The sequence below is a fragment of the Oxalicibacterium faecigallinarum genome (assembly GCF_014635705.1).
Taxonomy (GTDB): domain Bacteria; phylum Pseudomonadota; class Gammaproteobacteria; order Burkholderiales; family Burkholderiaceae_D; genus Oxalicibacterium; species Oxalicibacterium faecigallinarum.
This window is the reverse complement of the sequence record NZ_BMDI01000002.1, coordinates 529277-548519: the sequence shown is the minus strand read 5'-3', so window position 1 is coordinate 548519 and position 19243 is coordinate 529277. Positions and strand designations below refer to the sequence as shown.

Annotated in this window: 19 protein-coding genes; 9 read left to right on the top strand and 10 right to left on the bottom strand. The window is 55.6% G+C overall.

Annotated elements, in window-relative coordinates; all coding sequences use genetic code 11:
• The first annotated feature begins 239 nt into the window (after positions 1-239).
• The 6 genes from folD (at position 240) to IEV29_RS12600 (ending at position 6357) form a co-directional block, all read left to right on the top strand.
• A complete protein-coding gene (folD, locus tag IEV29_RS12625; RefSeq protein WP_188381636.1) occupies positions 240-1088 on the top strand; it encodes a bifunctional methylenetetrahydrofolate dehydrogenase/methenyltetrahydrofolate cyclohydrolase FolD in 849 nt (282 codons plus the stop codon).
• Positions 1088-3169 carry a M3 family metallopeptidase gene (locus IEV29_RS12620; RefSeq protein WP_188381635.1) on the top strand — a complete coding sequence of 694 codons (2082 nt, stop codon included), beginning with the start codon at positions 1088-1090 and terminating at the stop codon, positions 3167-3169. The genes folD and IEV29_RS12620 overlap by 1 nt, the downstream gene beginning before the upstream one ends.
• A gap of 115 nt (positions 3170-3284) precedes the next feature.
• The gene (locus IEV29_RS12615; protein WP_188381634.1) at positions 3285-3905 is read left to right on the top strand and encodes a glutaredoxin family protein; all 621 of its coding nucleotides are present in this window, start codon (positions 3285-3287) and stop codon (positions 3903-3905) included.
• 130 nt (positions 3906-4035) lie between these two features.
• Complete coding sequence (locus IEV29_RS12610; protein ID WP_188381850.1) at positions 4036-4461, top strand: DNA polymerase III subunit chi; 426 nt, start codon at positions 4036-4038, stop codon at positions 4459-4461.
• Positions 4458-4901 carry a hypothetical protein gene (locus tag IEV29_RS12605; protein ID WP_188381633.1) on the top strand — a complete coding sequence of 148 codons (444 nt, stop codon included), beginning with the start codon at positions 4458-4460 and terminating at the stop codon, positions 4899-4901. Before IEV29_RS12610 ends, IEV29_RS12605 begins: the two co-directional genes overlap by 4 nt.
• Before the next feature lie 139 nt (positions 4902-5040).
• On the top strand, positions 5041-6357 hold the full coding sequence (locus tag IEV29_RS12600; protein WP_188381632.1) for a D-amino acid dehydrogenase: 1317 nt from the start codon (positions 5041-5043) through the stop codon (positions 6355-6357).
• 85 nt (positions 6358-6442) lie between these two features.
• Here the strand turns inward: IEV29_RS12600 and IEV29_RS12595 are convergent, their stop codons facing one another.
• Complete coding sequence (locus IEV29_RS12595; protein ID WP_188381631.1) at positions 6443-6952, bottom strand: Lrp/AsnC family transcriptional regulator; 510 nt, start codon at positions 6950-6952, stop codon at positions 6443-6445.
• Between the two features lie 193 nt (positions 6953-7145).
• Between IEV29_RS12595 and IEV29_RS12590 the strand changes: the two genes are divergently transcribed.
• On the top strand, positions 7146-8285 hold the full coding sequence (locus IEV29_RS12590) for a branched-chain amino acid ABC transporter substrate-binding protein (protein ID WP_188381630.1): 1140 nt from the start codon (positions 7146-7148) through the stop codon (positions 8283-8285).
• 95 nt (positions 8286-8380) lie between these two features.
• Here IEV29_RS12590 and IEV29_RS12585 read toward each other — a convergent pair whose 3' ends face one another.
• The 9 genes from IEV29_RS12585 to IEV29_RS12545 all read right to left on the bottom strand — a co-directional run bounded on the left by IEV29_RS12585 (position 8381) and on the right by IEV29_RS12545 (position 17338).
• Positions 8381-8977 (bottom strand): helix-turn-helix domain-containing protein, encoded by a 597-nt coding sequence (locus tag IEV29_RS12585; protein ID WP_188381629.1) that lies wholly within the window; start codon positions 8975-8977, stop codon positions 8381-8383.
• Positions 8978-9036: 59 nt separating this feature from the next.
• Positions 9037-10323 carry a M20 family metallo-hydrolase gene (locus IEV29_RS12580; protein ID WP_188381628.1) on the bottom strand — a complete coding sequence of 429 codons (1287 nt, stop codon included), beginning with the start codon at positions 10321-10323 and terminating at the stop codon, positions 9037-9039.
• Between the two features lie 80 nt (positions 10324-10403).
• Positions 10404-11699 carry an amidase gene (locus IEV29_RS12575; protein WP_188381627.1) on the bottom strand — a complete coding sequence of 432 codons (1296 nt, stop codon included), beginning with the start codon at positions 11697-11699 and terminating at the stop codon, positions 10404-10406.
• A gap of 12 nt (positions 11700-11711) precedes the next feature.
• Positions 11712-12419, bottom strand: coding sequence for an ABC transporter ATP-binding protein (locus tag IEV29_RS12570; protein ID WP_188381626.1), 708 nt, complete (start codon positions 12417-12419; stop codon positions 11712-11714).
• Positions 12416-13159, bottom strand: coding sequence for an ABC transporter ATP-binding protein (locus IEV29_RS12565; RefSeq protein WP_229726412.1), 744 nt, complete (start codon positions 13157-13159; stop codon positions 12416-12418). Before IEV29_RS12565 ends, IEV29_RS12570 begins: the two co-directional genes overlap by 4 nt.
• Positions 13160-13278: 119 nt before the next feature.
• Positions 13279-14442 (bottom strand): branched-chain amino acid ABC transporter permease, encoded by a 1164-nt coding sequence (locus IEV29_RS12560; protein WP_188381625.1) that lies wholly within the window; start codon positions 14440-14442, stop codon positions 13279-13281.
• 1 nt (position 14443) lies between these two features.
• On the bottom strand, positions 14444-15373 hold the full coding sequence (locus IEV29_RS12555; RefSeq protein WP_188381624.1) for a branched-chain amino acid ABC transporter permease: 930 nt from the start codon (positions 15371-15373) through the stop codon (positions 14444-14446).
• A 69-nt stretch (positions 15374-15442) separates the two neighbouring features.
• Positions 15443-16624 carry a branched-chain amino acid ABC transporter substrate-binding protein gene (locus IEV29_RS12550; RefSeq protein WP_188381623.1) on the bottom strand — a complete coding sequence of 394 codons (1182 nt, stop codon included), beginning with the start codon at positions 16622-16624 and terminating at the stop codon, positions 15443-15445.
• Positions 16625-17029: 405 nt separating this feature from the next.
• Positions 17030-17338: a c-type cytochrome gene (locus IEV29_RS12545; protein WP_188381622.1), complete on the bottom strand. Its 309-nt coding sequence runs from the start codon at positions 17336-17338 to the stop codon at positions 17030-17032.
• Between the two features lie 180 nt (positions 17339-17518).
• On the opposite strand from IEV29_RS12545, the gene IEV29_RS12540 reads away from it, so the two are divergent.
• Positions 17519-17734: a TIGR04438 family Trp-rich protein gene (locus tag IEV29_RS12540; protein ID WP_188381621.1), complete on the top strand. Its 216-nt coding sequence runs from the start codon at positions 17519-17521 to the stop codon at positions 17732-17734.
• Between the two features lie 138 nt (positions 17735-17872).
• Positions 17873-19231 (top strand): diguanylate cyclase domain-containing protein, encoded by a 1359-nt coding sequence (locus IEV29_RS12535; protein WP_188381620.1) that lies wholly within the window; start codon positions 17873-17875, stop codon positions 19229-19231.
• Positions 19232-19243: the final 12 nt, after the last annotated feature.

Below are 19243 nucleotides of genomic sequence, written 5' to 3'. Positions count from 1 at the left end.
TTTCCAAATTGCGATATGATTTTCCACAATGTGAAATTTTGCAGTTTTGAGCCTTATTTCATCCGGTTAATCTTTTGATACAGCAACTGGATTACTGCCGATAACGGACCCGGAAAAGTGACCAGATCCTGCGTCAGGACGGCGCACCTATATAATCAGTTTCCTGATCGGTTCCGGATTCCCCTTTTCATCGGTTTTCGACTGTCTTACAAATTTCTTACAGCCCTATCTTTTCATTTATGACCGCACAAATCATTGATGGTAATCAGCTTTCCAAACAACTTCGTGCAGATATTGCACAACGTGCCGCTGCGCTGACCGCAAAAGGCAAGCAACCCGGTCTGGCCGTCATTCTGGTCGGCGAAGATCCGGCGTCTCACGTTTATGTCCGCAACAAGGTCAAAGCCTGCGAAGACAGCGGCTTGTACTCCCTGCTGGAAAAATACGATGCCGATTTGACCGAAGCTGCCCTGCTGGCCCGCATCGATGAACTGAATAAAGATCCAAAGATTCACGGCATTCTTGTTCAAATGCCATTACCCAAGCATATCGACGCGACTAAAGTCATTGAAGCGATCTCGCCACGCAAAGACGTGGACGGCTACTCTGTATTAAGTGCAGGCGAACTGCTGACCGGTCTGGATGGCTTCCGCCCTTGCACGCCTTACGGCTGCATGAAGCTGATCGAAAGCACCGGCACCAGCCTCAAAGGCAAGCACGCGGTCGTTATCGGTCGCAGCAATACGGTTGGCAAACCGATGGCACTGCTGCTCTTGCAAGCCAACGCGACCGTCACCATCTGTCATAGCGGTACCCCGGACCTTGGTTACCACACACGTCAGGCTGACGTCGTGGTCGCCGCCACCGGTCGTCGCAATACGCTGACGGCCGATATGGTCAAACCGGGCGCCATTGTTATTGACGTCGGCATCAATCGTGACGACAACGGCAAGCTGTGCGGCGATGTTGATTTCCACGCCATCAAGGAAGTTGCAGGCCACATCACCCCGGTGCCAGGCGGCGTCGGGCCCATGACCATCACCATGCTGCTCGTGAACACAATCGAAGCAGCGGAAAGAGACAACTGATGAATATTGCCCTGAACCCTTTACTCGATTTTTCCGATCTGCCACGTTTCGAGGGCATCAAACCCGAATACATCGGTCCGGCCATCGATGGCTTGCTGGACGAATGTCGCCGCGTCATCCAGGAACTGGAAAGCTCAACCACCCAAGTCACGTGGGAGAACTTTGTCGAACCGCTGGAAGACGTGACGGAAAAACTGGGACGGGCCTGGGGCATCGTCAGCCACCTGAACGCGGTGGTCGACACACCGGAACTGCGCGCTGCCTATAACGAAAATCAACCAAAGCTGACCGAGTTCTGGACCGAGCTGTCACAGAACCTGACCATGTTCACCAAATACAAGGCGCTGCAACTCGGCCCTGACTACGCCGGCTATTCTGCTGCACGCAAGAAGATCATCGAAAACGCCGTGCGCGATTTTCGTCTGGGCGGCGCTGAACTGAGCGATGCGCAAAAACCCGTCTTTGCCGAGATTCAGGAAAAACACGCTGCACTGACCACCAAGTTTTCGGAAAACATTCTCGACGCGACCAACGACTATGCCTTGTTCGTCGAAGATGAAGCCGAGCTGGCAGGCTTGCCGGATGACGCCAAGCAGGCAGCACGTGCTGCGGCGGAGAAGGCCAACAAGCCCGGCTACAAATTCACGCTGCACTTCCCGTCGTACTTCCCTGTTCTGCAATATGCAGACAGCCGTTCGCTACGCGAAACCATCTATCGCGCCAACGCGACCAAGGCATCCGAGCTTGGCGGCCATCCGGAATGGGACAACACACAGAACATCGTCGATATCCTGAAGCTGCGCGACGAAGAAGCCAAGCTGCTCGGCTACAAGAATTACGCCGAAGTGTCATTGGTGCCAAAAATGGCGCAGACGCCGGATGAAGTCATCGCCTTCCTGCAGGATCTGGCCAAGCGCGCCAAACCGTATGCAGAAAAGGATCTGAAGGAACTGCGCGACTTTGCCAAGAAAGAACTCGGCATCGACGATCTGCAAGCCTGGGACGTGACCTACGCGTCGGAAAAACTGCGCGAGCAACGCTATGCGTTCTCCGAGCACGAGGTCAAACAGTACTTCCCGGAAAACAAGGTCATCAACGGTTTGTTCCGCACCATTGAAACCCTGTTTTCGGTTGTGATCAAATCGGATAACGCCGAAGTCTGGCATCCGGACGTCAAGTTCTTCCGCATCGAAAAAGACGGCAAGCTGATTGGCCAGTTCTATCTGGATCTGTATGCACGCAATGGCAAGCGTGGTGGCGCGTGGATGGATGACGCGCGCGGGCGCCGTCGCCTGACGTCGAACAACGATGGCACCGGCGTACAAACACCCGTCGCCTACCTGACCTGCAATTTTACCGAACCGATGGTCGTCGACGGCAAGGTCAAGCCCGCCTATTTCACGCATGACGAAGTCATTACGCTGTTCCACGAATTTGGCCACGGCCTGCATCACATGCTGACGCAGGTCGATGAACTCGGCGTGTCGGGCATCTCAGGCGTGGAATGGGATGCCGTCGAACTGCCATCGCAGTTCCTCGAAAACTTCTGCTGGGAATGGGACGTGGTGCAAAGCATGACGGCCCACGCCGAAACCGGCGAGCCATTGCCCCGTGCGCTGTACGACAAGATGATCGCAGCCAAGAACTTCCAGTCCGGTCTGCAAACCCTGCGCCAGGTTGAATTCTCGCTGTTCGACATGCACGTGCATTACGACTACGATCCGGCTGGCGCAAAGAGTGTGCAGGATGTGCTCAATGAAGTTCGCAAGCAAGTGAGCGTCCTGACGGCGCCGCCCTTCAACCGCTTCCAGCATTCGTTCTCGCATATCTTTGCGGGCGGCTACGCAGCCGGCTATTACAGCTACAAATGGGCAGAAGTCTTGTCCGCCGACGCATACGGTGCGTTTGAAGAGGCAGGGAGTACGGAGGGTAATGTGCTGTCGCAAAACACCGGCGCCCGTTTCCTCAAGGAAATTCTCGCGATGGGCGGCTCCCGCCCCGCGATCGAATCGTTCAAGGCCTTCCGTGGCCGTGAACCATCGATCGATGCATTGTTGCGTCACAGCGGCATGGCTGCATGATTTTTGTGCGTCACCGCTTGCTTTTGCGAGCGGTGACGGCGCATACTCTGGCGATTGAGATTCTGGCTTGACATTCATTCAACAACAAGCGTTACACAACGCGAAGGAGACTGGAATGCACCATCGATCTTTATTGCTCTTGCTGTCCCTGCTGCTCTCTGCCACTGCACACGCCCAGCTTTACAAGTCCGTCGGTCCTGACGGCAAAGTCACCTACGGCGACACTCCGCCGCCAGCCAAGACCGGCAAGGTGCAGGAAAAAAACCTCAGCAACGCCGCACCTTCGACGCAATTTCCTTTCGAACTGGCAGATGCATCCCGCAAACACCCTGTCACGCTTTACACCGCCAGCAATTGCGCAGCCTGTGATCGCGGCCGTGAAGCACTCAATGCACGCGGCGTTCCCTTCACTGAAAAAACCGTGCAGACCGAAGCAGATGTCGTCAGCCTGAAACAGGCTGGCGGTGATCAGGAATTGCCGCTGCTAAAAGTCGGCAACAAAAAACAGATCGGCTATGCGCCAGATACATGGGCACAACTGCTCACCACGGCGGGCTACCCGGTCAACAGCCAGTTGCCTCGCACCTATCGCAATCCCGCACCCCAACCTGCGGCACCCGCCGCCCCAGCCACAAAGGCATCCACGTCCGCCACCGAACCTGCTGCAAGCGATAGCGAACGCTTTGCCGAGCGCCCTGCGGCAACCGGCAACGCGCCACCGGGTTTCCGTTTCTAAAACAAGCTATTCCTCAAAGATGGCATCACAATGACGAGATGCCATCGCCTCAAGCTCGCGCAGGTTTCGCTTCACCCAGGCTGGGCATTTCGTATAATCGATGACATTGTCCCGCCGGTTTGAAGAATTCATGACGCGTATCGATTTTCACAGCAACGTCCCCGACAAGATTGCCTATGCCTGCCGCCTTGTGCGCAAGGCACGCAACGCTGATTTCCGTGTCGTCATCCTGACGCAGGACTCGACACAGATGGCACGGCTCGACGAAACAATGTGGACCTTTTCCGCGCATGATTTTCTGCCCCATGTAGCAATCAACGATACGCTCGCTGCGCAGACACCCATTCTGCTGACCGCCGATCCTGCCATGGAAGCGCCGCATCACGACATCCTGATCAATCTGTCGGATGCGCCTCCAACACACTTTGCCCGCTTTGAACGCATGTTCGAAGTGATCTCTGCCGACGATGCCGACAAGCATGCAGGCCGACAGCGCTATACCTATTACAAGCAGCAAGGCTATCCACTGACGCACTTTGTGGCAGACAACACATGAATAAACCGAGCCAAGATGCCGGCATTCCGGTCCTGACCGAAATCATTCCTTCCCGCCCGCGTCCACCGGCAGACGATATTCCGGAACTACCGATATCGTCTGCGCTGCCGCCTGCCACGTCAGCACCAGTGCCTGCTCCTCCGCCTTCAACTGCAATCGATATACCAGATCCCTATCCCTCTACCGTTCCCATTGAAGGCTGGCTGGACGGTGAATGGACACGACTGGAACAAAAAATCAGTGAGCGCGCACTCAGCACTTTGATGGACCGCCTTGACCCTGTGCTGGAAGAACACATCCGTGAAAGTATCAGCGCCAGTCTGGACGAAGCCATGGACACCATCCGCGCCAACTTGCAGCTCAGCATCGAACAACTGGTGCGCGAATCCGTGGCCGAGGAAATTCGCAATCTTGATTTTTCAAAAAACAAAAAATATTAGTATTTTCTTTGTTTTATAGAAAAAAATATTTATAAAGATAATTTACTAAAAATATTAATGGCAATTTTGATTACTCAAAAAAGCCGTAAATTTTTACAATGTCACCTTGTGTTGTGAAAGAACAATGGAAGGAAATGGCATGAAAGTTATCGTTTTAGGCTCCGGCATCATCGGCACTGCATCGGCATGGTTTCTCAACAAATCCGGCCACGACGTCACCGTACTCGAACGGCAGGCCGGCGCTGCGCAGGAAACCAGCTTCGCCAACGGCTGCCAGATCTCCGTCTCCCATGCCGAACCATGGGCCAACCCGTCGGCACCTGCCAAGATCCTCAAATGGCTCGGCAAGGAAGACGCGCCGCTGCTCTACCGCTTCCGTCCGGAATGGCTGCAATGGAAATGGGGCATGCACTTTCTGCGCGAATGCACGCCGGCACGGACGGCAGACAACATTCGCCAGATTGTCTCGATCGCAGAATACAGTCGTCAGACCCTGCTGCAGGTACGCGCCGAAACCGGCATCGAATACGATCACCTGACACAAGGCATCCTGCACTTCTATACCGATCAGAAGGAATTCGACGATTCGCTGGCTGCGGCGCGTCTGATGTGCGAGCTGGGTTGCCAGCGCAATTCGATCAGCGCCGATGAAGTCGTACGTATCGAACCCGCACTGGCTGGCATGCGTGACAAGATCGTCGGTGGCGACTTTACTGCCTCGGACGAGTCGGGTGATGTCTATAAATTCACCACCGGCCTGGCAAAAAAAGCGGCCGAAGCGGGTGTCGACTTTCAGTTCAACACCACCATCACACGCCTGATTACCGAGGGTACGGGCGCGCATGCCAAAGTGAGCGGTGTGGAAATCATCGATCAGTACGGCCGCCATCGCACGCTGTACGCCGATGCTTTCGTCGTGGCCGCCGGCAGCTTCTCGCAGCCTTTGCTCAAACCACTGGGCATCGATCTGATGATCTATCCAGGCAAAGGCTATTCGGCAACCTATCAGGTGACCGACAGCGATGCGGCACCAAGTGTGTCGCTCACGGATGATGGTTACAAGCTGGTGTTCTCTCGTCTTGGTGATCGTCTACGCGTTGCGGGCACATGCGAACTCAACGGCTATACCCGCGAACTGAACACGACACGCTGCGAAGCGATCACGCGACGTGTGGAAGAACTGTTCCCGGGTGCCTGCGATTACGACAATGTCGCTTACTGGACCGGCTTGCGTCCGATGACCCCTTCCAACGTGCCGTACATTGGCAAGACCAAGTTCAGCAACCTGTTCCTGAACACGGGACACGGCACGCTGGGCTGGACCATGGGTTGCGGTTCCGGCCGTGCGATTGCCGATATCGTGTCCGGTCGCCAGCCTGATTTCGATTTCCGTTTCACCGGCATGCCACACCAGCCTGCTACCGGTGTTCCGCAAATCTGTTCCGCCACAAGCTAAACAGATTGCAGGGAATAAAAAACGGATGCCTTTCTTGATGACACGGCATCCGTTTTCCTTTGTAGTCCGGCGATTGCATGCCCGATCATTTGCCGATACGCACCTCGACTTCCGCTGCCTTTTCATCGAAGGCAATCCGCGTATCGAACTTGGCCCGCTTCATCGGAAAGCGGGACTGAAAATGCCGGACATTGCCCGAGCCTGAAATCACGCGTCGCACGAACTGATAATAGGCATCCATGTCCACCACGTGCACGACCAGAAAATAGTCATAATCACCCGACACGAAATAGCACTGCATCACTTCGGCCTCGCGTGCCATATTCGACTCGAAGGCTTGCATATGTTCGTCCGACTGGTTGTCGAGCGACACCTCCAGAAATGCCAGCATGCCGTAGCCAAGTGCAAACGGATCGATCATGGCAACGTCAGCACTGATAATGCCGGCATCGCGCATGTCGCGAATACGGCGCAGACACGTTGGCTGCGAGATATGCACGGCATCCGCCAGCTCGCGGGTGGAGATTTGATTGTTCTTCTGCAACAGATTCAACAGTCGGCGATCGACCTTGTCGAGGGTATGACTTTTCGGCATGCTTCTCTCAAGCAGTAATTCAATCCGTAAAAACAGGGCAAAATGCTTTGCGCCGCTTTTCTAATGCTGTAATGTCCATGAATCGTTCTACAGCCTTGGCCTGATTCTTGCGGCCATTGCACTGTGCATTTACACGCAACGCGACCAGTGTTGCAGCTACGCCAATTTTTGACAATCCTCAGGAGATAAATATATGCAGTTCAAGATGATTCCTCTGGTCGGTGCCCTCTCGCTCGTGCTGTCCGGCAGTGCACTGGCGCAAGAACAAGTCGTGCGCATCGGCAGCGTGGCGCCGACAACCGGCTCCGATTCGCATATGGGCAAGGATAATGAAAACGGCGTTCGCATTGCCGTCGAGGAAATCAATGCCAAGGGCATCACCATCGATGGCAAGAAAATCAAACTGCAACTGCTGGCTGAAGACGATGCCGCCGATCCACGCCAGGCAACCAATGCGGCGACCAAGCTGGTCGATGCACGCGTTGCTGCGGTCATCGGTCACCTGAACTCGGGCACCACGATCCCCGCTTCCCGCATCTATTCCAATGCCGGCATTCCACAACTGTCGCCATCGGCAACCAATCCAAAATACACGCAACAAAACTTCAAGACCGCTTTCCGCCTCGTCGCCAATGACGCCAAACTCGGCGGCACACTCGGCGAATACGCTGTCAAGACCATGGGCGGCAAGACCTTTGCCATCATCGATGACCGCACCGCTTACGGTCAGGGCGTTGCCGACCAGTTTGCCAAGAGCGTCAAGGCTTCCGGCGGCAACATCGTTGCAACGCAATACACGAACAACAAGGCAACCGATTTCAACGCCATCCTGACCGCGATCAAGGCCAAGAAGCCGGACATCATCTTTTTCGGCGGCATGGATGCGGTCGGTGGTCCGATGCTGCGCCAGATGCGCCAGCTCGGCATCAATGCCAAGTTCATGGGCGGTGACGGCATCTGCACCGGCTCGCTGCCTGGCCTGGCTGGCACCGCGCTCGGTAACGACCAGATCGTCTGCGCCGAAGCCGGTGGCGTTGCAGAAAATCAGCGCAAGGCTGTGGATGATTTCCGTGCCAAGTACAAAAAACGTTTCGGCAATGACATCGTCTACACCGCCGCGTATGCGTACGATGCGACCTACACCGTCGTCGATGCGATGAAACGCGCCAACTCGGTTGACCCTGCCAAGTTCCTGCCGGAAATCGGCAAGAGTAATTATCCAGGCGTGACCGGTACGATCGCCTTTGATGCCAACGGTGACATCAAGGACGGCATGCTGACGCTATACACCTATCGCAATGGCAAACGCGAGTTGCTGACCGTGACCAAGTAAGCGTCATTCTCTGACGTCAAAAGAAAAAAGCGCTTCGATGAAGCGCTTTTTTCATGAGGTCTGCAATCCGCTCTTGTTTCAAGCAGCAACCGGAATCAAAAAGTCGCAGGAGAATTCACCCACAGCACCTTGGCTTCCACTTCGCCCACATTGCGATAGCCATGCGGCGTATTGCTCTGGAAGCTGAACGTGTCGCCGGGGCCAACCACATAACTCTCCTTACCCAGGCGCAATTCGAGTTCGCCTTCGAGCACGTAGCCAACTTCTTCACCGACATGTTCGATCTGGCCGTCGCTGGCACCACCCGGTGCAACGATATGGATGTTGGCTTGCAGCAGGCCACCGCGAGTCGGCAATACAAGACGCTCCAGCGCGATGTCACCTGTCCTGATGATTGGGCGCTCGCCCTGACGCAAGACGGGTCCCGCCGGTGGCGCTTCATCCGACATCAGGGTCGAGATATTGGTATCAAGTGCATTGGCCAAGCGATGCAGCATCGCCAGCGAGGGGGTTGCCGAACCGCGTTCGATCTTGGAAATCAGGCTTTCAGAACACTCCGCCTTTTGCGCGACCTGCATCAGCGTCAGTCCGGCAATCAGTCGTGCATAACGCAAACGCACGGCCAATCCGCCAGGCCCGCCCTTCTTCTCCGATGCTTCGGTTTCCGCAACGACTTCGCTTTTCTTCTTCATTCCACTATCCATCCAGTATGACGATGACCTGAAATCTGACAGCAACGATCAGGCCAGCACTAGCGATTCGCCAGTTCCACCATCGTATAAGCCAGCGCCTGTACGCCAAGGTACAAGTCGGCAGGTGCGGTTTCTTCGGCAGCATTGTGACTGATACCGTCCTTGCTTGGCACAAAAATCATGCCGGTCGGACAGTGATCGGCCATATACATGGCATCGTGAAAGGCACCGGAGGTGACCTTTTTCGGTGCACCACGCTGCGCAAGATCGCTGGCGCGCGTACAGGCCTTCTCGATCAGATCCAGCATCGGCTGCGGAAATGCCGTCGGTGCACGATAAAACAGATTCTCAAACGTGATGTTGCCACGCCACGCATGCTGCGACGTCACATCCTGCAGAAAACGTTCAAAACGGTCCAGCACTGCGGCATCGACGCAACGGACATCGATCGTGAATTCCACTTCACCCGGAATCGTGTTGATCGAATTCGGTCCGACATGCCAGCGCCCCAGCGTCAGGCGAATATTATGTGCGGCTTCCTGATCGGCGCGCGCATAGAGTTGCGTGGCGATCGCCATGGCGGCAGCCATCGCATCGCTGCGCTCATCCATCGGTGTCGTGCCGGCATGGGCCGCCATGCCGGTGCACACCACACGATACCAGCGCACGCTTTGAATGCCGGTCACCACACCCAGCGCGGCATTGGCACGTTCCAGCACCGGACCTTGTTCGATATGCAGTTCGACATAGGCTTCCATCGGCAAGGCCATCGCGCGACGGGGCACATCGGGCACTTCCTTCAATGCAGCATCCAGTGCATCGCCCATGACGATGCCATCCTTGTCCACCGACTGACGATACCCATCCAATAGGGAAGGTGTCACAAACGCGCTGGAACCCATGGTGCCGGGACCAAAACGACTACCCTCTTCATTGGTCCATGCTACGACCTCGATCGGACGTACGGTGCGGATACCTGCATCATTCAGTGCCGCGATGACTTCCAGACCGGCCAGCACGCCGTACGCACCATCGAGCTTGCCGCCCACTGGCTGCGTATCGGCATGACTACCCGTCAGCACCGGTGTGCGATCACTTGTGCCAGCACGACGGAAGAACAGATTGGCACAATCATCGATACCCACTTCACAACCGAGACTGCGCGCATAGTCGATCAGATGACGGCGCGCGGCCAGATCGATGGGCGTCAAGGTCTCGCGTGAGACACCGCCATCATCACGCCCGCCAAACGCGGCAAGAGCTGCAATCGCGGATTGCAGACGTTCATTGTTGACAGCATCCTGCGCGCGCTCGGCGGCACTGGCTGTCGTGTTGGATGCATTCATGACTTCTTCCTACTTGTTGACTGAGGTGTTCTTGTTCGTTTGGGCTGCGATAAATGTTCGCGGTAATTGCACGGTGCTATTTACGATGTTCCTGCATAACCCCGTTCGAGTCGCGCAGCGGCCGTCAGGACACGATCATCGCCCCAGCGTGGTCCGACCAGTGTCACGCCAATCGGCAGTCCCTGACTGCCATTGCCAAGTGGCACATGCACACACGGATTACCCAGCAGGGTCCACATGCGATTGAAAATCGGATCACCGGTCGCACTCAGACCGGCCGGTGCTTCACCTTCCGTACTTGGTGCCAGCAGGAGGTCAACAGATTCAAAGACCTGAACCAGCTTGGCACGCGCTGTCGCCGCCAGCGCCTGGGCTTCAACATAACGCTCACCACCAATGCGGCTGCCTTCTTCCATCAGGTTTGCAAACGACTTGCTAAAACCATCGGACTGCGAGGCGCGTTCCGGTGCAAATGCCGCCGCCGCCTCATACGCCATGATGGTGATCTGAGCCTCGCTCAACGCATTACATGGTGATGGCAGTTCGACGTCGCGCAGCACGGCGCCGGACGTTTCCAGCAACTGCGCCGCCAGCGTCATGGCAGCACGCGTGCTGGCGCCGGCGCGATCCCAATGCGGGGTACGCACGATGCCAACCTTCAATCCCTTGACATCATTCGTCGCGAGAGCGGATGACAACGGCAGTTGTGCCAGCGCACCGATGAAGAACGCAGCATCCGTCACGCTGCGTGTCAGCACACCGACGGTATCCAGACTGATGGCCAGCGATTTGATGCCGGCCAACGGCAAGGTGCCGTACGTCGGCTTGTAACCAACGACGCCACAAAAGGCGGCAGGACGCACAATGGAGCCTGCGGTCTGGGTGCCGAATGCCACAGGCACCATGCCGCAGGCAACGGCCGCAGCCGAACCGCTGGAGGAACCGCCCGGCGTGTGCGGCAAGGCCGCACGTGGATTACGTGTCGGACCCGCGTGAAAGGTTGCGAATTCGGTCGTTACCGTTTTACCGACCAGCAGCGCACCGGCATGACGCGTTGCGCCTACGCATGCGGCATCAACCTCCGGATGGTGATCGACATAGATGGGCGACCCATAGGTTGTCGGCATGTCTGCCGTATCCATCAGATCCTTCACGCCGACCGGCAAACCGTGCAATACGCCATTTGCCGGCATGGTGTCCAGCCGACGCGCCTGCCTGAGCACCTGTGCCGGATCAAAATGCTGCCAGGCCCGTATTTCCGGCTCCAGCTCAGTGATACGTTCGATTGCCGCATGGGCAACCGCTTCCACCGTGACCTTGCCCGTGCCAATTCGCTCAGCCAGTTCCTGCAACGAAAGTAATGCGTAATCCTTCACACCATTCTCCGCTTAACCGAAATAGGCCGAACGTACATCGTCGTTGCTGGCGAGTTCTTGCGCGGTACCTTGCGCAACCACACGACCTTGCGACAGCACGTAACCATAGTGCGAGATCGCCAGCGTCTGACGTGCATTCTGCTCAACCAGCAACACCGTAATACCCAACGAGTTGATGCGACGGATGACGTTGAAGTTTTCCTTCACGTATAGCGGCGACAAGCCAAGCGAAGGTTCATCGATGACCAGCAACTTGGGCTCGGCCATCAGCCCGCGACCAATCGAGACCATCGCCTGCTCGCCCCCGGACATGGTGCCGGCGAGCTGGGTCGAGCGTTCTTTCAGACGCGGGAAGATTTCATACACCTGCGCCAGACGATCACGTACCAGCGCACTGTCTTTCTCAAGGAAAGCACCCAGCGCCAGGTTCTCGGCAACCGTCATGCGCGGAAATACCTTGCGGCCTTCGGGAATGCACGAGATACCGCCACCAATAATCGCGTGTGTCTGTTTGCCCGCCAGATTGCGTCCGTCCCACAGAATTTCGCCCTGACGCGGTGGCGTCAGACCAAGAATGGAACGGATCAGCGTGCTCTTGCCGGCGCCATTGGCACCGAGGATGCAGGTGATCTTGCCCGGCTCGACTTCGATGGAAACGTCGTGCAATACATTGACCTTGTCGTAGCCAGTCGTGAGACCCTTGACGATCAGCTTGCTCATTCGGCTTCTCCAAGATAAGCGGTTTGTACATTCGGATCGGCAGTGATTTCGGCATACGTGCCTTCGGCAATCTTCTTGCCGTAGTTGAAGACGATGCAGCGATCGGTGATCCGCTCAATCACATTCATTTCATGTTCGATCAGCACGATCGTCAGGTCGTCGAGCTTGCCGCGCACCTGCAGAATGTCGTCCATCAATGCTTCGGTTTCGTCATGCGTCATGCCGGCCGATGGTTCATCCAGCAGCAACAACTTGGGACGGCTCAGCAGCGCACGACAGACTTCGATACGACGACGATCAATCATGGTGAAGGTTTCCACCGGCTCGAACATGCGCGATACCAGCGGCGGACTGAAGATGTTCAGCAGCGCTTCGACCTTCGCAACATAGGCGTCGTATTCCGCACGGAATGCCTTGCGACGGAACAGGTTGAAGAACAGGCCGTGCTGCATGTGCTGGTAGTCGCCGATCACGATGTTGTCGAACACCGTCAACGGCAGCGACAGGCGTGAGCGCTGAAAGGTACGTGCCACACCCCGGCGATAGATATCCTGCGGTGTCTGACCGACCACCTCGCCACCGGCGTAGACGATCGAACCTTCACTCGCCTTGTACAGACCGGTGAGCACATTGAAGAAGGTCGTCTTGCCGGAACCGTTCGGTCCCAGCAGACCCAGCACTTCGCCGCGATTGATGTGCAGATCGAGTTTGTCGAGTGCCGTCAGACCACCAAAGCGCATGGTCAGTCCGCTGACAGCAACCAGGGCTTCCTTCTGCGTGACTGCACTTTTCGACTGGGCAGTAGCCGTTGCAGATTCCACCGAATTCATCAGATCGGCACTCATTACTTGCGTCGTCATCATGCGGCTCCCTTATTGAAGAACAGACGGGTCTTGCGTGGCAGCAGACCATCAGGACGGAACAGCAGAATGGCAATCACGAGTGCTGCATACAACAGCACGCGGTATTCCTGAATGAACTGAAACTTCTCCGGGAGGATCATCACGATGATGGCCGCAGGGATCAGACCAATCGGATTACCGAGACCACCGAGAATCGTGATCGACAACAGCAACAGAGAATCGGAGAACGTAAAGTTGTTCGGCGCAATAAAGCCAACCATCATGCCGTACACGCTACCGGCAATACCGGCAAACAGATTGCCCATGGTGAAGGCAATGATCTTCCAGCGCTTGATGTGCAGGCCAAATGTCGACGCAGCCGTTTCATCGGTACGCACGACGTCCATGCTCAGGCCGACCCATGAACGTTCGAGTGCACGCAGCAATACAAACGTGCCGGCGCAAATCACCAGGCTCAGCAACACGTAAGACACATAGAACGACACATCCAGACCGAATAGCGTAAAGCCGTCATTGAACTGGAGACCGAAGATTTCCATGCCCGGCACTTGCAAGCCTTGCGGGCCACCAAGCACGTCATTGACCTCGATAAAGGTCTTGAACAGGATGCCGAATGCAATCGTCACCAACGCTGCATAGTGACCACGCGTCCGCAGCACTGGCAGAATCAGAACGGAGCCGAGAATCGCAGCGACCAGACCGGACAGTGCAATGTTGACCAGTTGCGGCAAACCCGTATGCGTTGCCAGCACGGCAGCGGTGTAGCTGCCGATACCAAAGAACGCTGCCCCTGCAAAGTTGGCCACACCGGAGAAGCCGAATTGCAGCGTCAAACCCATGCACGCGGTCGAATACAGCAGCACGCCACCGATCATCAGCAGGATGAAGTGACTGTCATAGAAGGCAGCCGTCAACGCCAGTACCCCACCGATGGCCCAGATGCGCGCCAGACCGGGGCGGCTGGCCGCTGCCTGCTCGATGTGTTGCATGGTGCCGAGCTTCTTGCCGGCGATCGTGGCGATCAACGCCACCATGATCAGACCAGCGACCGCCAGTTGCGATTCTGCATGCAGGAACAACCACATGTAGATCGTGACGACCACAGCCGTGGCGCACAACACGATGGTTGCCGGTTTATTGAGAGATGTCTTGGAATTCATGTCAGACCCGTTCACTTGATTTTTCGGCGATGAGGCCAGTCGGTTTCCATGCCATCAACATGATGACCACGGCAAAGGCAAAGACGTCTTTGTACGCACTTGGAATATTCGGAATCAGCGCAGGCAAGGTTGCACTACCCAGCACTTGCAGACCGGCAAACAGGAAGCCGCCGATGATCGCGCCGTAGATATTGCCCAGACCACCAAGGATCGCGGCAGCAAAGCCGATCACACCGAGCAGCAGGCCGACGTTGAAGTTGATTTCGTTGTAATACAGACCGTTCATCACGCCTGCCAGTGCCGCCATCGCAGAACCAATCGCGAACGTCAGCAGCACGACCGCTTCAAAATTGATCCCCATCAGACGTGCTGTTTCTCCATCCTGCGCGACAGCGCGGATCGCCATGCCTAGACGCGTTTTGGTAATCAGGAAATGCACACCCGCAATGATCGCGATACCACTCAATAACAGGATCACGTTATCCGCACGCAAACTCAGATCACCGAGTTCGACCGAGCCGCTTGGCAGCAGCGACGGGAATGGCTGCGAGTTGGAACCGTCAGGGAAGAACAGGCGCACGGCTTCGCGCATCACGGTGCCCAACATCAGGGTGGCCAGCAGCGTGTTGAGCGGCGGTGCCTTGTGCAGAGGCAGAATCAGAAATTTTGCAATCAGCGCACCGAGCAGTCCGGTAACGACAATCGCTGCAATGACCACCGCAGCCAGTCGCAGCCATGGCGAACTGATATCCAGTGCCATCATGCCCAGCGAGGCGGTCAGCCCGGCAAACGCACCGATCATCAAGGTATCACCGTGCGAAAACTTGATGACGTCGAGCACGCCAAAAAAGAGGGTAAAGCCAACGGCAACCATGGCGTAGATGACGCCCAGCATCAAGCCGTTGAACACATATTGACCGATCAGACTCATGGTTTTCTCCTATCCAGTCTGATTGCAGATCGCTTTGCGCGCGACCTGCAATCGTTTGACGACACTTTCTTATTGACCGGATAACTTGCGTTTGCCCGTTGCGTAGCTGCTGTCTTCCCAGATGACCCATTTGCCATCTTCGACGACATACTTGGTGACCAGCGGCACGATGTTCTGACGACGATCATCGAAGGTCACTTTGCCGATCAGAGTGTCGACGTTTTTGGTCTGGTTCAGCACGTCACGCACTTTCTTGCGATCCGGGCCGACCTTCTCGACTGCATCCATGATCAGATTGGCTGCGGCATACGCGAATGGACCGTAGGCTTCTGGCGGTTCGCTGTATTTCTGCACACGGTATTGACCGGTGAATGCCAGTCCGCCAGGCAATTTCTCCCACGGTGCACCTTCGAGGAAGGACAAGGAGCCCTCGGCCAGTTTGTCGCCTACGCCCTGGATGTACGCATCGGACTTGATGCCCGAGGTACCTTCGAACTGTGCCTTGATGCCAAGCTTCTCCATCTGGGTGCGGATACGTACGCCCAGTGGGGTGAGACCGCCGAAGTAGATGACGTCGGGTTTCAGTTCACGGATCTTGGTCAGTTCGGTGGTGAAGTCCTGCTGATCAGCGGTGACGCCAAAAGTGCCGAGGATCTGGCCGCCATCTTTCTTCAGGTATTCGGAGAAGTACTTGTTATGGCCTTTGCCATAGTCGGTCGTGTCATGAATAATGGCCCACTTCTTATAGCCTTGTTCCATCATGAATTTTGCGGCGACTTCACTCTGGTTGATCATCGTGCCATTGACACGATGGACTTCCTTGAAGTCATTGCCATACGTGATCTCCGGCAGCACAGCGCCCCACACGATGACAGGCAGGCCAAAGCGGGCAAACACCGGCGCCGTACCCATGGCAACTGCAGAACAGAAGTGCGTTACACCGGCAACGATGCTTTTGTCCGCCGCCAGCTTGGTTGCCACCTGTACGCCAACGTTCGGACGGCATTCATCATCCTGAGAAACGAGTTGGTAGGTGTACTTCGATTTTGGATCGGCATTGCGCAGACGTACCGCCAGATCAGCCGAGTTGCGACCACCGAGACCGATGGACGATGTGCCGCCGGTCAGCGGACCGACGAAACCGATCTTGACCACTTCCTTGGAAAACGATGGTGCCGATGCGGCCATCAGACCCAGTCCGATTGCCGCGCACAACATCGTGCTCTTTAATACTGTATTGGCTTTACCCACTTCAACCTCCGAAAAATGAATCGTTCGCAACAGGGGACGACCACTTGAATCGAAATAACGAGCGATTCACTAAATTCAAGTAGCTTGAATTTAGTTCAGCAATATGTATGCCAATTTGAATTTAAAGGTTTCTTCTGGAATGGCTAGCTGATGGTGCAGTACTTGTTCGAAAAACGAACAAAGCATGCGAAAGGAGCAACAAACCGCACTGAAAGCGGGACAACGCCAAAAAGGAGTGCTTGCAAAATTGATATGAATAATGCGCGTACGAGCAATCGAGCGCCTGCAGCGCTACATATCAAAACTGAAAGAAGCGGGCAATAAAAAAGCGCCTGTTCAGGCGCTTTATATTAGATGGTGCGGCTTAGAGGAAGCTGACATGCGCCGCCCGGCGTCAACGGCGGATCAGTTCAGCGTCATGATCCATTGCACAAGCTGCTTGGCTTCGGCATCGCTGACCTGGGTATTAGCCGGCATCGGCACCGCACCCCAGGTACCGCTACCACCTTTGGTGATCTTTTGCGCCAGCTTGTCCTCCACACCCTTCTGCCCCTTATATTTGGCGGCGATGTCCTTGAAGGATGGGCCCAATACCTTGTTACCGACCGCATGGCATGCCATGCAATTCTTGGAACGAGCAAGATTAGCGTCCGCGAGCGCGACATTCGACAAACCGGCACTCATCAGCAGACAGAGCAACAACGAACGCTTCATACTTCTCTCCATGCAGTTGATCGGTACTATTTTACCGTGTTTGCCACGGCGTCCCGCTGGACAAATCGTCACAGCATCAACATAGCATCACGCGCGCCAACTTCAATTGACCGTTACTTTTTTTCACAATATGCTGGATAACGTGTGCACCGGCCACGAATACAGGGACAGGACAAGATCATGCCGCTCATCATTGCGATCGTATTGTTGGCGATCCTACGATTTTTCGAGATCAGCATTTTTGCCGGTCTGTCATGGTGGTGGATCGCGGGACTATTTGTCGTCGCCTTCCTCTGGTTTGAATATTTCGAACGCATGCTGGGTCGCGACAAGCGCAAGGCGCACGAGCAACTTGAAAAGGCACGCGAAGATCGTGTCAAAAAGACGTTCAAATAAACGTCATCAAAACCAGACATGAATACACAAAACGATCCCGTAAACAATTGATAACGATTGATAATTCTTTATCCCATCGTGTTTCAAATGGAGACGGCAGAAGCACAATAGCAGGCAATCAGGCCACACTGCTTCCACATGGATACGCCTTTCAACATCACGTCTGTCGGCTTCATCGATTTGCTGCCCGACGCCATCTGCATCGTTGATGAAACGGGACGTTTTGTCTTTGTCAGTTCCGCCTTCGAACGCATCTTTGGCTATCCACCGCATGAGGTCATCGGCAAACCGATGATCAATCTGGTTCATCCGGACGATCGCGCCAATACGCTGGCGATCGCGGATGACATCATGACAGGCAATCCGAGAATCAATATCGAAAACCGCTACATCCGCAAGGATGGCGAAATCGCGCACATCATGTGGTCGGCACGCTGGTCACCGGAAAACAAGGTACGCATCGCGGTTGCACGTGACATCACCAATCGCAAGAAAGCGGAGACCGTGCGCAGTGCGCTCTACGCCATTTCCGAAGCGGCGCACGTTGCGGAAGATCTGCAAGACCTGTTTGAACGCATGCATGGCATCATCAGTACCTTGCTACCCGCCGAGAATTTTTCGATTGCGCTGCACGATGCCGAACAACAGTCCCTGAATTTTGCCTACCATGTCGACCAGCATCAGCAATCGTCAGCAGTTTTGCAGCAATCCGCAGAAAAACTCTATGCAGAGATTGTCAGCACGCACCAACCCGTACTCGTCTGCACAAACGACCGCCTGACACTCCCACCGCGGCTACAGACAGTCGGCAATCAGCATGCACTGTGCTGGCTGGCGGTGCCGCTGCTGGCCAAGAACGGCACCATCGGTGCCTTGTTCCTGCGCAGTTACAACGATGGTTCGCATTACACGGAACAGGACAAGGAACTGCTGCGTTTCGTCTCGGTGCAGATCGCCACTGCCGTCGAACGTACGCAACTCTATGCGCGGCTGCAGCATGCATCGCAGTATGATCCACTGACCGATCTGCCCAACCGCGGCCTGCTGTTTGATCGCCTGCGTACCAGTCTGGCACGTGCACGTCGCCGTCAGGAAATGATGGCTGTGCTGTTTCTCGATCTGGATCGCTTTAAAGAAGTCAACGATACGCTCGGCCATGCGGCCGGTGATCAGCTCTTGCAGGAAGTGGCGCGACGCCTCAAGCAATGCGTGCGCGAGACCGATACGGTGGCGCGCATCGGTGGCGATGAATTCGTGATCCTGATCGAAAGCATGCAGCAACCTGACTACGCCAGCATCGTGGCCGACAAGATTCATGCAACGCTGGGCCAGCCGCTGCAACTGGATGAACATGTTGTGCATATCCTGTCCAGCATCGGTATTGCACACTATCCGAACGATGGCGAATCCGAGCAGAGTCTGCTTGATCACGCCGACGCCGCCATGTACGAACAAAAGCAGCAGCGCAAGAAAGACACCCATTTCGGGGAAGGCTGATCACGTCCGCCA

Bases quoted from the DNA above. Each gene is read 5' to 3' on its own strand.
- folD (WP_188381636.1), top strand. From the start codon at position 240: ATGACCGCACAAATCATTGATGGTAATCAGCTTTCCAAACAACTTCGT.
- IEV29_RS12620 (WP_188381635.1), top strand. From the start codon at position 1,088: ATGAATATTGCCCTGAACCCTTTACTCGATTTTTCCGATCTGCCACGT.
- IEV29_RS12615 (WP_188381634.1), top strand. From the start codon at position 3,285: ATGCACCATCGATCTTTATTGCTCTTGCTGTCCCTGCTGCTCTCTGCC.
- IEV29_RS12610 (WP_188381850.1), top strand. From the start codon at position 4,036: ATGACGCGTATCGATTTTCACAGCAACGTCCCCGACAAGATTGCCTAT.
- IEV29_RS12605 (WP_188381633.1), top strand. From the start codon at position 4,458: ATGAATAAACCGAGCCAAGATGCCGGCATTCCGGTCCTGACCGAAATC.
- IEV29_RS12600 (WP_188381632.1), top strand. From the start codon at position 5,041: ATGAAAGTTATCGTTTTAGGCTCCGGCATCATCGGCACTGCATCGGCA.
- IEV29_RS12595 (WP_188381631.1), bottom strand. From the start codon at position 6,952: ATGCCGAAAAGTCATACCCTCGACAAGGTCGATCGCCGACTGTTGAAT.
- IEV29_RS12590 (WP_188381630.1), top strand. From the start codon at position 7,146: ATGCAGTTCAAGATGATTCCTCTGGTCGGTGCCCTCTCGCTCGTGCTG.
- IEV29_RS12585 (WP_188381629.1), bottom strand. From the start codon at position 8,977: ATGAAGAAGAAAAGCGAAGTCGTTGCGGAAACCGAAGCATCGGAGAAG.
- IEV29_RS12580 (WP_188381628.1), bottom strand. From the start codon at position 10,323: ATGAATGCATCCAACACGACAGCCAGTGCCGCCGAGCGCGCGCAGGAT.
- IEV29_RS12570 (WP_188381626.1), bottom strand. From the start codon at position 12,419: ATGAGCAAGCTGATCGTCAAGGGTCTCACGACTGGCTACGACAAGGTC.
- IEV29_RS12565 (WP_229726412.1), bottom strand. From the start codon at position 13,159: ATGCGCTTTGGTGGTCTGACGGCACTCGACAAACTCGATCTGCACATC.
- IEV29_RS12560 (WP_188381625.1), bottom strand. From the start codon at position 14,442: ATGAATTCCAAGACATCTCTCAATAAACCGGCAACCATCGTGTTGTGC.
- IEV29_RS12555 (WP_188381624.1), bottom strand. From the start codon at position 15,373: ATGAGTCTGATCGGTCAATATGTGTTCAACGGCTTGATGCTGGGCGTC.
- IEV29_RS12545 (WP_188381622.1), bottom strand. From the start codon at position 17,338: ATGAAGCGTTCGTTGTTGCTCTGTCTGCTGATGAGTGCCGGTTTGTCG.
- IEV29_RS12540 (WP_188381621.1), top strand. From the start codon at position 17,519: ATGCCGCTCATCATTGCGATCGTATTGTTGGCGATCCTACGATTTTTC.
- IEV29_RS12535 (WP_188381620.1), top strand. From the start codon at position 17,873: ATGGATACGCCTTTCAACATCACGTCTGTCGGCTTCATCGATTTGCTG.